This is a genomic window from Bartonella sp. HY038 (assembly GCF_014117425.1).
Classification (GTDB): domain Bacteria; phylum Pseudomonadota; class Alphaproteobacteria; order Rhizobiales; family Rhizobiaceae; genus HY038.
The window spans coordinates 2,969,782-2,984,128 of record NZ_CP059725.1 but is presented as its reverse complement, the minus strand read 5'-3'; the positions used below and the strand labels follow the sequence as shown (position 1 = coordinate 2,984,128).

The window sequence follows — 14,347 nt, the reverse complement described above, 5'->3', positions numbered from 1 at the left end:
TAGCCATTCAATTACGGTAACAGTTACCGATAAGGCTGGTAATGAAAGTGCTGCAAGTCCTGCCTTTAATATTACCGTTGATACCAGCAATGTTGTTGTGAGCTTTAGCCACTTTGAAGATAATGTTGGCACAATCCAAGGCAATGTTAAGAGTGGTGGTATCTCAGATGACCGCACACCTGTTATGGTTGGTAGCGCAAGCGCCAATGCAACCGTTACGGTTAGCTATGTTAATGCAGCAGTACGAAGGTTGTTGTTGGTACAACAACTGCCGATAGCACGGGTGCATGGAGCTTGACGCCATCAGTTGATTTGGCGGATGGTAAATATAGCTTTAGTGCTGAAGCCGTAAATGCTGCTGGTGTTAAGGCACAGTAAGCTTCACACTTGAGATTGATGCAACCGCACCATCAGCTCCAGTTATCAATGAAGTTCTCGATGATGTTGGCTTTATTCAAGGCCAATTACGTCTGGTTCATCAACCGATGATACAACACCAACCTTTAGTGTACAGGTGAAGTTGGTTCAACCATCACTATCAAGGATAAGGATGGTACAGTTGTTGGTACAACCACCGTTGATAGTGATGGCAAATGGTCGGTTACAACTGATGAGCTTGCTGAAGGCACACATAATCTTACCGTTACATCAACCGATGCGGCTGGTAATGTTAGTGATGGTGCGCAGTTTGATGTTATTGTTGATACAACAGGTCCATCAGCAACCGCTGCCCTTCATCGATCAGTGATGATACAGGTTTTGATACAGCCGACTTTATTACCAATGATACAACCTTGATCTATACAATTAAGGTAACTGGTACATTGGAAACGGGTGACACTGTTTGGATGCGCATCAAACCAGAGGGCGGCACAGCTGGCCAATGGATCCAAGCTACTAAAAATGCTGATGGCACTTATAGTGTTAATCATAATGATGCAGACCACGCCTTAACTGATGGTCGTTATACAATTGAGACCGTTGTCCGTGATGCAGCAGGTAACCCATCACTCCATCAACTCAAAATATCGAAATCGATACTCAAGGCCCAACTGGTGGCACGGTTACGATTAGCGGCTATTTTGTGATGTTGGTGCAATTACTGGTGATATAACCACATCTGGCACATCAACCGACGATACAACCCACTATGAAGGGTACTGTACCGGTCTTCAAGATGGTGATCGGTCGTCATCAAGGTAACTGGCTCTGATGGTGTTGCCAAGGTTCTTGGTACAGCCACAGTTACTGGTGGCACTTGGAGCTATCAGGTAACTGATGCACAAGCTCTTAGTGAGGGTGATTATAAGTTTGAAGCTATTGTCACCGATAAGGCTGGTAATGAAGGTTCCAAATCTGGTCTCTTTGATCTTAATGTTGATACGACTGCACCGGCAGCGATTGATACATCTAAGATGGATTTGGTTGATGATTTGGTCCTGTTCAAGGAACGATCAATCGTGGTGATCCAACGGATGATCGCACGCCAACCTATAGTGGTGCTGCAGGTTCTGTTGATGCTAATGATGCATCAAGCATTAATATCTATAATAAGGATGCAAGTGGCGTTGTTAAGCTTATTGGCTCAACCAGTGTTAATGCTGATGGTTCTTGGAGCTTTGATCCAAATCCACCATTAACGCCTGGTGATTATATCTTCTCCGCCCGTCCTGTTGATAAGGCTGGCAATGAAGGTCCAGCGACAACGGATTGGAACTTCACGCTTGTTGGTGATGCACCAGCTGATCCTGCCATTACCAGCGTTAGCGATAATGAAGGTTCGGTCCAAGGAGCCCTTCAAAAGAACGGCGTTACCGATGATACAACACCTGTTGTTAAAGGTACCGGTGAAGCTGGCTCAACCATTACCATTCATGTTGAAGGTCCAGATGGCGTAAGCTTTGTTGGTGGTACAACTACTGTAAATGCCAATGGTAGCTGGACTATTGAGATTACTCCTGCCTTTAGTAAGGGTGATGGTACTTATACGATCAAGGCACAGGCCAATGACTCGGCTGGTCAATTAAGTAATATGACCGGTGGCTTCCCAGTTGTTCTTGATACGACTGCGCCTGCAACACCTAGCCAACCAACCATTACTGATAATGTTGGTGATGTTACTGGTGCGTTATCTGCCAATGATACTACTGACGACAAACAGCCTGTTCTTTCTGGTAATGCCGGTAGTTCAGAAGCCGGTGGCACAGTAACCATTAAAGATGGTGATACCGTTCTTGGTACAACCAGCGTTGGCGCCGATGGCTCATGGAGCTTTACACCGCCAGCACCAGGTCTTAGCGATGGTAGCCATTCAATTACGGTAACAGTTACCGATAAGGCTGGTAATGAAAGTGCTGCAAGTCCTGCCTTTAATATTACCGTTGATACCAGCAATGTTGTTGTGAGCTTTAGCCACTTTGAAGATAATGTTGGCACAATCCAAGGCAATGTTAAGAGTGGTGGTATCTCAGATGACCGCACACCTGTTATGGTTGGTAGCGCAAGCGCCAATGCAACAGTTACGGTTAGCTATGTTAATGCAGCAGGTACGAAGGTTGTTGTTGGTACAACAACTGCCGATAGCACGGGTGCATGGAGCTTGACGCCATCAGTTGATTTGGCGGATGGTAAATATAGCTTTAGTGCTGAAGCCGTAAATGCTGCTGGTGTTAAAGGCACAGTAAGCTTCACACTTGAGATTGATGCAACCGCACCATCAGCTCCAGTTATCAATGAAGTTCTCGATGATGTTGGCTTTATTCAAGGGCCAATTACGTCTGGTTCATCAACCGATGATACAACACCAACCTTTAGTGGTACAGGTGAAGTTGGTTCAACCATCACTATCAAGGATAAGGATGGTACAGTTGTTGGTACAACCACCGTTGATAGTGATGGCAAATGGTCGGTTACAACTGATGAGCTTGCTGAAGGCACACATAATCTTACCGTTACATCAACCGATGCGGCTGGTAATGTTAGTGATGGTGCGCAGTTTGATGTTATTGTTGATACAACAGGTCCATCAGCAACCGCTGCCCTTCAATCGATCAGTGATGATACAGGTTTTGATACAGCCGACTTTATTACCAATGATACAACCTTGATCTATACAATTAAGGTAACTGGTACATTGGAAACGGGTGACACTGTTTGGATGCGCATCAAACCAGAGGGCGGCACAGCTGGCCAATGGATCCAAGCTACTAAAAATGCTGATGGCACTTATAGTGTTAATCATAATGATGCAGACCACGCCTTAACTGATGGTCGTTATACAATTGAGACCGTTGTCCGTGATGCAGCAGGTAACCCATCAACTCCATCAACTCAAAATATCGAAATCGATACTCAAGGCCCAACTGGTGGCACGGTTACGATTAGCGGCTATTTTGATGATGTTGGTGCAATTACTGGTGATATAACCACATCTGGCACATCAACCGACGATACAACCCCACTATTGAAGGGTACTGTAACCGGTCTTCAAGATGGTGATCGGGTCGTCATCAAGGTAACTGGCTCTGATGGTGTTGCCAAGGTTCTTGGTACAGCCACAGTTACTGGTGGCACTTGGAGCTATCAGGTAACTGATGCACAAGCTCTTAGTGAGGGTGATTATAAGTTTGAAGCTATTGTCACCGATAAGGCTGGCAATGAAGGTTCCAAATCTGGTCTCTTTGATCTTAATGTTGATACGACTGCACCAGCAGCGATTGATACATCTAAGATGGATTTGGTTGATGATTTTGGTCCTGTTCAAGGAACGATCAATCGTGGTGATCCAACGGATGATCGCACGCCAACCTATAGTGGTGCTGCAGGTTCTGTTGATGCCAATGATGCATCAAGCATTAATATCTATAATAAGGATGCAAGCGGCGTTGTTAAGCTTATTGGTTCAACCAGTGTTAATGCTGATGGTTCTTGGAGCTTTGATCCAAATCCACCATTAACGCCTGGTGATTATATCTTCTCCGCCCGTCCTGTTGATAAGGCCGGCAATGAAGGTCCAGCAACAACGGATTGGAACTTCACGCTTGTTGGTGATGCACCAGCTGATCCTGCCATTACCAGCGTTAGCGATAATGAAGGTTCGGTCCAAGGAGCTCTTCAAAAGAACGGCGTTACCGATGATACAACACCTGTTGTTAAAGGTACCGGTGAAGCTGGCTCAACCATTACCATTCATGTTGAAGGTCCAGATGGCGTAAGCTTTGTTGGCGGTACAACCACTGTAAATGCCAATGGTAGCTGGACTATTGAGATTACTCCTGCCTTTAGTAAGGGTGATGGTACTTATACGATTAAGGCACAGGCCAATGACTCTGCTGGTCAATTAAGTAATATGACCGGTGGCTTCCCAGTTGTTCTTGATACGACTGCGCCTGCAACACCTAGCCAACCAACCATTACTGATAATGTTGGTGATGTTACTGGTGCGTTATCTGCCAATGATACTACTGATGACAAACAGCCTGTTCTTTCTGGTAATGCTGGTAGTTCAGAAGCTGGTGGCACAGTAACCATTAAAGATGGTGATACCGTTCTTGGTACAACCAGCGTTGGCGCCGATGGCTCATGGAGCTTTACACCGCCAGCACCAGGTCTTAGCGATGGTAGCCATTCAATTACGGTAACAGTTACCGATAAGGCTGGTAATGAAAGTGCTGCAAGTCCTGCCTTTAATATTACCGTTGATACCAGCAATGTTGTTGTGAGCTTTAGCCACTTTGAAGATAATGTTGGCACAATCCAAGGCAATGTTAAGAGTGGTGGTATCTCAGATGACCGCACACCTGTTATGGTTGGTAGCGCAAGCGCCAATGCAACCGTTACGGTTAGCTATGTTAATGCAGCAGGTACGAAGGTTGTTGTTGGTACAACAACTGCCGATAGCACGGGTGCATGGAGCTTGACGCCATCAGTTGATTTGGCGGATGGTAAATATAGCTTTAGTGCTGAAGCCGTAAATGCTGCTGGTGTTAAAGGCACAGTAAGCTTCACACTTGAGATTGATGCAACCGCACCATCAGCTCCAGTTATCAATGAAGTTCTCGATGATGTTGGCTTTATTCAAGGGCCAATTACGTCTGGTTCATCAACCGATGATACAACACCAACCTTTAGTGGTACAGGTGAAGTTGGTTCAACCATCACTATCAAGGATAAGGATGGTACAGTTGTTGGTACAACCACCGTTGATAGTGATGGCAAATGGTCGGTTACAACTGATGAGCTTGCTGAAGGCACACATAATCTTACCGTTACATCAACCGATGCGGCTGGTAATGTTAGTGATGGTGCGCAGTTTGATGTTATTGTTGATACAACAGGTCCATCAGCAACCGCTGCCCTTCAATCGATCAGTGATGATACAGGTTTGATACAGCCGACTTTATTACCAATGATACAACCTTGATCTATACAATTAAGGTAACTGGTACATTGGAAACGGGTGACACTGTTTGGATGCGCATCAAACCAGAGGGCGGCACAGCTGGCCAATGGATCCAAGCTACTAAAAATGCTGATGGCACTTATAGTGTTAATCATAATGATGCAGACCACGCCTTAACTGATGGTCGTTATACAATTGAGACCGTTGTCCGTGATGCAGCAGGTAACCCATCAACTCCATCAACTCAAAATATCGAAATCGATACTCAAGGCCCAACTGGTGGCACGGTTACGATTAGCGGCTATTTTGATGATGTTGGTGCAATTACTGGTGATATAACCACATCTGGCACATCAACCGACGATACAACCCCACTATTGAAGGGTACTGTAACCGGTCTTCAAGATGGTGATCGGGTCGTCATCAAGGTAACTGGCTCTGATGGTGTTGCCAAGGTTCTTGGTACAGCCACAGTTACTGGTGGCACTTGGAGCTATCAGGTAACTGATGCACAAGCTCTTAGTGAGGGTGATTATAAGTTTGAAGCTATTGTCACCGATAAGGCTGGTAATGAAGGTTCCAAATCTGGTCTCTTTGATCTTAATGTTGATACGACTGCACCGGCAGCGATTGATACATCTAAGATGGATTTGGTTGATGATTTTGGTCCTGTTCAAGGAACGATCAATCGTGGTGATCCAACGGATGATCGCACGCCAACCTATAGTGGTGCTGCAGGTTCTGTTGATGCTAATGATGCATCAAGCATTAATATCTATAATAAGGATGCAAGTGGCGTTGTTAAGCTTATTGGCTCAACCAGTGTTAATGCTGATGGTTCTTGGAGCTTTGATCCAAATCCACCATTAACGCCTGGTGATTATATCTTCTCCGCCCGTCCTGTTGATAAGGCTGGCAATGAAGGTCCAGCGACAACGGATTGGAACTTCACGCTTGTTGGTGATGCACCAGCTGATCCTGCCATTACCAGCGTTAGCGATAATGAAGGTTCGGTCCAAGGAGCCCTTCAAAAGAACGGCGTTACCGATGATACAACACCTGTTGTTAAAGGTACCGGTGAAGCTGGCTCAACCATTACCATTCATGTTGAAGGTCCAGATGGCGTAAGCTTTGTTGGTGGTACAACTACTGTAAATGCCAATGGTAGCTGGACTATTGAGATTACTCCTGCCTTTAGTAAGGGTGATGGTACTTATACGATCAAGGCACAGGCCAATGACTCGGCTGGTCAATTAAGTAATATGACCGGTGGCTTCCCAGTTGTTCTTGATACGACTGCGCCTGCAACACCTAGCCAACCAACCATTACTGATAATGTTGGTGATGTTACTGGTGCGTTATCTGCCAATGATACTACTGACGACAAACAGCCTGTTCTTTCTGGTAATGCCGGTAGTTCAGAAGCCGGTGGCACAGTAACCATTAAAGATGGTGATACCGTTCTTGGTACGACCAGCGTTGGCGCCGATGGCTCATGGAGCTTTACACCGCCAGCACCAGGTCTTAGCGATGGTAGCCATTCAATTACAGTAACGGTTACCGATAAGGCTGGTAATGAAAGTGCTGCAAGTCCTGCCTTTAATATTACCGTTGATACTAGCAATGTTGTTGTGAGCTTTAGCCACTTTGAAGATAATGTTGGCACAATCCAAGGCAATGTTAAGAGTGGTGGTATCTCAGATGACCGCACACCTGTTATGGTTGGTAGCGCAAGCGCCAATGCAACAGTTACGGTTAGCTATGTTAATGCAGCAGGTACGAAGGTTGTTGTTGGTACAACAACTGCCGATAGCACGGGTGCATGGAGCTTGACGCCATCAGCTGATCTTAGCGATGGTAAATATAGCTTTAGTGCTGAAGCCGTAAATGCTGCTGGTGTTAAAGGCACAGTAAGCTTCACACTTGAGATTGATGCAACCGCACCATCAGCTCCAGTTATCAATGAAGTTCTCGATGATGTTGGCTTTATTCAAGGGCCAATTACGTCTGGTTCATCAACCGATGATACAACACCAACCTTTAGTGGTACAGGTGAAGTTGGTTCAACCATCACTATCAAGGATAAGGATGGTACAGTTGTTGGTACAACCACCGTTGATAGTGATGGCAAATGGTCGGTTACAGCTGATGAGCTTGCTGAAGGCACACATAATCTTACCGTTACATCAACCGATGCGGCTGGTAATGTTAGTGATGGTGCGCAGTTTGATGTTATTGTTGATACAACAGGTCCATCAGCAACCGCTGCCCTTCAATCGATCAGTGATGATACAGGTTTTGATACAGCCGACTTTATTACCAATGATACAACCTTGATCTATACAATTAAGGTAACTGGTACATTGGAAACGGGTGACACTGTTTGGATGCGCATCAAACCAGAGGGCGGCACAGCTGGCCAATGGATCCAAGCTACTAAAAATGCTGATGGCACTTATAGTGTTAATCATAATGATGCAGACCACGCCTTAACTGATGGTCGTTATACAATTGAGACCGTTGTCCGTGATGCGGCAGGTAACCCATCAACTCCATCAACTCAAGTGGTAACTATTGATACGTCTTTACCAATTACGGGCTATGAAGTTGCCATTACTGGTTTCTTCGACGATGTTGGCTTGATCCAAGGTGATATGACCACATCTGGTACATCAACCGATGATACAACCCCACTATTGAAGGGTACTATAACCGGTCTTCAAGATGGTGATCGGGTCGTCATCAAGGTAACATTGCCGGATGGTTCAAAAATTATTCTCGGTGTTGCGACTGTTACTGAGGGAACTTGGGAATATCAGGTAACCGATGCGCAAGCATTTACAACTGAGGGTCAATATAGTTTTGAAGCCGTCGTTACCAATATTGCAGGCAATGAGGGTAAAACCTCAACTGGCTTTGATCTTAATCTTGATTTAACCGCGCCAACCGCTACATCTTCAATCACCGGTATTACCGATGATACAGGCTTTAGCGATAGCGATTACATCACCAGTGATGATACACTCATCATTCATGGTAGCGTGTCTGAAACATTAAATGCGGGTGAAAAGGTTCAAATCCGTATTGATGGCGGTACTTGGGTTGATGCTGTTTATAACGCAACAGATAAAACTTGGAGTTATGACAATCAGGCCAATGCCTTGTCAGAAGGTGACCATAAGATTGAAAGCCGCGTTGTTGACGCAGCTGGTAACATCACTACAGGTGGCTCACAAACTGTAACTATTGATAAGACTGGTCCAGTTGAAGGTTATGAAGTTGCCATTTCTGGTTTCTTTGATGATGTTGGCTTGATCCAAGGTGATATGACCACATCTGGTACATCAACCGACGATACAACACCATTGTTGAAAGGTACTGTAACAGGTATTAAGACAGGTGATGAAGTTGTTATCAAGGTGACCGGTCCTGATGGCACAAAGATCATTCTTGGCAATGCAACTGTGACCAATGGAACTTGGCAATACCAAGTTACAGAAGCACAGAAATTTGTGACCGAAGGCAAGTACACTTTTGAAGCTGTTGTCACTGATAAGGCAGGCAATGAGGGTAAAACGTCAACTGGCTTTGATCTTAATCTTGATTTAACCGCGCCAACCGCTACATCTTCAATCACCGGTATTACCGATGATACGGGCTTTAGCGATAGCGATTATATCACCAGTGATGATACACTCATCATTCACGGTAGCGTATCTGAAACATTAAATGCGGGTGAAAAGGTTCAAATCCGTATTGATGGCGGTACTTGGGGTGATGCTGTTTATAATGCAACAGATAAAACTTGGAGCTATGACAATCAGGCCAATGCCTTGTCAGAAGGTGACCATACAATTGAAAGCCGCGTTGTTGATGCTGCTGGTAACATCACTACAGGTGGCTCACAAACTGTAACTATTGATAAGACTGGTCCAGTTGAAGGTTATGAAGTTGCCATTTCTGGTTTCTTTGATGATGTTGGCTTGATCCAAGGTGATATGACCACATCTGGTACATCAACTGATGATACAACACCATTGTTGAAAGGTACTGTAACAGGTATTAAGACAGGTGATGAAGTTGTTATCAAGGTGACCGGTCCTGATGGCACAAAGATCATTCTTGGCAATGCAACTGTGACCAATGGAACTTGGCAATACCAAGTTACAGAAGCACAGAAATTTGTGACCGAAGGCAAGTACACTTTTGAAGCTGTTGTCACTGATAAGGCAGGCAATGAGGGTAAAACGTCAACTGGCTTTGATCTTAATCTTGATTTAACCGCGCCAACCGCTACATCTTCAATCACCGGTATTACCGATGATACGGGCTTTAGCGATAGCGATTATATCACCAGTGATGATACACTCATCATTCACGGTAGCGTATCTGAAACATTAAATGCGGGTGAAAAGGTTCAAATCCGTATTGATGGCGGTACTTGGGGTGATGCTGTTTATAATGCAACAGATAAAACTTGGAGCTATGACAATCAGGCCAATGCCTTGTCAGAAGGTGACCATACAATTGAAAGCCGCGTTGTTGATGCTGCTGGTAACATCACTACAGGTGGCTCACAAACTGTAACTATTGATAAGACTGGTCCAGTTGAAGGTTATGAAGTTGCCATTTCTGGTTTCTTTGATGATGTTGGCTTGATCCAAGGTGATATGACCACATCTGGTACATCAACTGATGATACAACACCATTGTTGAAAGGTACTGTAACAGGTATTAAGACAGGTGATGAAGTTGTTATCAAGGTGACCGGTCCTGATGGCACAAAGATCATTCTTGGCAATGCAACTGTGACCAATGGAACTTGGCAATACCAAGTTACAGAAGCACAGAAATTTGTGACCGAAGGCAAGTACACTTTTGAAGCTGTTGTCACTGATAAGGCAGGCAATGAGGGTAAAACGTCAACTGGCTTTGATCTTAATCTTGATTTAACCGCGCCAACCGCTACATCTTCAATCACCGGTATTACCGATGATACGGGCTTTAGCGATAGCGATTATATCACCAGTGATGATACACTCATCATTCACGGTAGCGTATCTGAAACATTAAATGCGGGTGAAAAGGTTCAAATCCGTATTGATGGCGGTACTTGGGTTGATGCTGTTTATAATGCAACAGATAAAACTTGGAGCTATGACAATCAGGCCAATGCCTTGTCAGAAGGTGACCATAAGATTGAAAGCCGCGTTGTTGATGCTGCTGGTAACATCACTACTGGTGGCTCACAAACTGTAACTATTGATAAGACTGCACCAATTGACGGTGTTTCTGTTTCAATTACTGGCTTTACTGATGATGTTGGTTTGATCCAAGGCGAAGTGACGGCCAATAATAGCTATACCGATGATACCGAACCGTTGCTTAAAGGAACGATTGCTGGTGTTGCCGATGGCGAACGTGTTGTCATTAAAGTAACTGATGCAAATGGTGTAACAACTGTTTTAGGTGTGGCTGTCGTATCAGCTGGAACTTGGGAATATCAGGTAACTGCGGCACAAGCGTTCAAAGATGGCCAATATACTTTCCAAGCGGTTGTAACTGATACTGCTGGCAATGAAGGTGCGACCTCTAATCAATTTGGTATTATTTTCGATACAGCTGCTCCAACGGCATTGTCGAATATTACTTCTATCACTGAAGATACTGGTAATGGTACCAATGACTATGTTACCCGCGATGGTACCTTGATTATTAGTGCCAAGGTTACTGGTACATTATCAGATAATGAACGCGTGCAAATTTCGTTAGATAATGGCACAACTTGGCGCGATGCTACCTATGCGGCATCTACTGATAGTTGGACGCTGGATAATACAGATACCTTACTTGCTGATGGTACTTACACATTTAAAACCCGTGTTATAGACGCAGCAGGTAATTTGGGGACTGAAAGCAGCCAGCAAGTTGTCATTGATAATAAGGTTCCTGAAGCTACCACTAAAATTACCCATTTTAGCGATGATCAGGCACCACAAGTTTATGATACCTTACCATCAGGTAGCTATACAGATGATACGACACCAACCTTGCATGGTACTTTGACCAAAGAGCTTGATGAAGGTGCCGCAATTGCAATTTACCGCGGTAGCGTTTTTGTTGGTTATGCAACGGTGACAGGCACAACTTGGAGCTTTACGCAGCCAACAGCACTGTCAGATGGAACATTCTATACATACTATGCTGCAGTGCAAAGTCGATCTGGTGTGAATGGCTCACTATCAGATGCTTTTGAAATTGCCATTGATACAACCGATAGTAATATGGCGCCAAATGTTGGTATTGGTGGTGCTGATGCTACTTACTCCATGTCCTTGCGGCTTGGTAATAATGGTGGCTGGACAATGATGACCGATATGGCTGAATATTCAGCTGACGGTAATGATTTCCGTGATTTTGGTCAACCCAATCGGTTGGCATGGGGAAGTCTAGGCGATGCCGCTATTTCAAGTCAATACAAAACCGAAAAGCTTTTTAGTTCTTATACCTATGGCGATTACAATCGTGATGGTTATATGGATATGTTCCTGACTGATAGAACCTACGATGCTGGCATTACAGGTAATGGCACCGGAACGATGTTTGTCGGTGATAAAGATGGCAAGTACACAGCAACGCTTGTTCAAGTAAATTCGCTCACTCACTTTGGTAGTACGGTTAGTCTTGACATGGATGGCGATGGTTGGCTTGATGTGGTTTTGGGTGACTCGGGTAGTGATAGTTCTACATTCCTTCATAATAAAGGGCAAAAAGATCTTAATCTGGGTACACAGCAATGGGACACGTATGGTTTCCCCTCCAGTCCCTCAACTCTACCTACTGCATTAAAAAACCTTCGTACAGATCATGAATTATCTGCTGTTGACCTTAACAATGATGGTGCAGTTGATCTTGCTATGCATGCTCATTATGTATATTCAAATGAAGATTCTTATGATATGGTAACGCTTTTGAATAATGGTAAAACTTCTGCTACCGGTGATAATTGGAGTTTGGGCGATCATTTCACAAAAGTGTTCAACTCGAGTGGTTATAATTACAAGGGCGATAGTTTTGAACGCACCATTTCAATGACTTGGGCAGATCTCAATGGCGATGGCTATATGGATCTTTTTCTAGGTCAGGCTAAAAATGCCGGTGATACTACCATTGAATCAATGGGGTCTGATAGCGTTGTATATTATAATGATGGAACAGGACATTTAGGTGCACCACAGCGTTTACCTGATGGCATCATGGGTAAATCAACCCTTGCAATCGACTGGGATGGCGATGGCAAGATGGATATTGTGGTTGTACCTGAGGCGAAATATACTATTGGTACTTCGCTTTATTATCATAACGGCGGTACTAAACCCGATGGTCAAGTTGACTGGCAAAAGAATAATATCAAAGATATGGGGGTTGCTACGACCGGTAGTCTTACCGGTGGTGCAGTTATGCCAGCAGCTGATCTTGATCTAGCCAAAAATGGTGCAAGTGCTGCTGCTATGGATTATGATTGGGATGGTGATCAAGATTTGATCATATCACGTGCCAATACCACTGAAGCCTCTATTGTTATCACCAATCCGAATACGCCAGAATATGGCACTGCTATGCATTTGCGTATTTTACGTCCGGATGGGTCCAACACTTTCTATGGTAACACGGTAGAGCTATACAACTCCGCTGGGGTGCGCGTGTCAAGCCAAGTTCTCAATCCGCAATATGGTACGGGTTGGAATGATAGCTCGGCAATCGTTCACTTCTATGGTCTTGACCAGAATGAAACCTATACCGCAGTGATGCGCTTTAACAAAAATGGAGATTCGCAAGACTTTGGTGGCAAGGCAATTGTTGGCGATGGTAGTAATGTAGTTGAAAATGTAAATTCTAGCTGGACTAACCTTAAAGCAACTGAGCCTTATAATGGTTATGTATTGACAGCTGAAGCAGATGGAGCAGTTAACAATACAACTGATTATAGCTCCAGTGTTGGTATTGTTGGTACGGGTTACAATGATACCTTCTTTATTGGTGCAGGCACTCGCTTCTATAATGGCGGTGGCGGCTGGAACGTTGGTGACGGTGAGCGCACTTGGGACGTCAATAGTGGTTTGGATATTGCTGACTTTGCTGCTGTTGGTTCTCAAGGCATTACAGTAAGCCTTGCCGATACCATAGCATATCAAAAAGTCGCAGATGGCTTTTCTACCCGTCTTTTCAATATTGAAGCTATCTATGGTACCAGCGGCAATGACACGATTACCGATGGTAATGGCAACAATGTTCTTAATGGGCGTGGTGGTAATGATACCTTCACATTGACTGGCACTGGTCATACAACCTTGCTTTATGAAAACATTGATAATGCTGATGCAACCGCTGGCAATGGTCAGGATGTTGTCAACCAGTTCACGCTTGGCAATTATGTAACCAATGCCAATGCTGATCGTATTGATCTTGCTGATATTTTGATTGGCTATGTTCGCGATGCTGATGGCCCAGCCCATTTTGACGCAAATGGCACTGCCAAAATCGATGTTGGTGACAATATTGGTGATTATCTTCGTGTGGTACAAGATGGTGGCAATGCTGTTCTGTACGTTGATCGTGACGGCACGGGTGGTACATTCCAATCAACGGCATTGTTGACACTCAACAATACAACTACTGATCTTGCAACCTTGCTTGCCAATGGTCAGATTGTTGTCTAACCAAACCAATAGGGTCGGGGTATCTGCTCCGACCTTTTTATTTTTTAATCGCAAATATATTAAGGGTTTTGCCTTTTTTATGTTTGCGATTATTTTTTATTAAAGACCATTTGCAAAAAATGATCTTGCCCTAGCTATAATGGTTGCATGCCTAATCATTATTCGCATTCTATTTGATCTATCATTTATTGGTTGTTTAAAGGTGTACTGTTTAAGAACTCGCGAT

Annotated in this window: 6 protein-coding genes and 1 pseudogene; all 7 read left to right on the top strand. The window is 44.3% G+C overall.

Annotation, left to right across the window (positions count from 1 at the left end; translation table 11 throughout):
• Positions 1-97 precede the first annotated feature (97 nt).
• The 7 genes and pseudogenes from H3299_RS12915 (at position 98) to H3299_RS12890 (ending at position 14,121) form a co-directional block, all read left to right on the top strand.
• Positions 98-298, top strand: a complete 201-nt coding sequence (locus H3299_RS12915; RefSeq protein ID WP_182418047.1) for a hypothetical protein — start codon at positions 98-100, stop codon at positions 296-298.
• Entirely contained in the window at positions 295-378 is an 84-nt protein-coding gene (locus tag H3299_RS15845) for a hypothetical protein (RefSeq protein ID WP_371739850.1), read from the top strand. The genes H3299_RS12915 and H3299_RS15845 overlap by 4 nt, the downstream gene beginning before the upstream one ends.
• Positions 379-531: 153 nt before the next feature.
• Positions 532-798, top strand: a complete 267-nt coding sequence (locus H3299_RS15840; RefSeq protein ID WP_182419772.1) for an Ig-like domain-containing protein — start codon at positions 532-534, stop codon at positions 796-798.
• Positions 717-1,088: an Ig-like domain-containing protein gene (locus H3299_RS12905; RefSeq protein WP_371739849.1), complete on the top strand. Its 372-nt coding sequence runs from the start codon at positions 717-719 to the stop codon at positions 1,086-1,088. The genes H3299_RS15840 and H3299_RS12905 overlap by 82 nt, the downstream gene beginning before the upstream one ends.
• A gap of 105 nt (positions 1,089-1,193) precedes the next feature.
• Positions 1,194-1,373, top strand: a pseudogene (locus H3299_RS15835) (Ig-like domain-containing protein); the annotation flags it as partial.
• An 80-nt stretch (positions 1,374-1,453) separates the two neighbouring features.
• Positions 1,454-5,422, top strand: a complete 3,969-nt coding sequence (locus H3299_RS12895) for an Ig-like domain-containing protein (RefSeq protein ID WP_371739848.1) — start codon at positions 1,454-1,456, stop codon at positions 5,420-5,422.
• Positions 5,419-14,121: an Ig-like domain-containing protein gene (locus H3299_RS12890; protein ID WP_182418044.1), complete on the top strand. Its 8,703-nt coding sequence runs from the start codon at positions 5,419-5,421 to the stop codon at positions 14,119-14,121. The genes H3299_RS12895 and H3299_RS12890 overlap by 4 nt, the downstream gene beginning before the upstream one ends.
• Positions 14,122-14,347 lie beyond the last annotated feature (226 nt).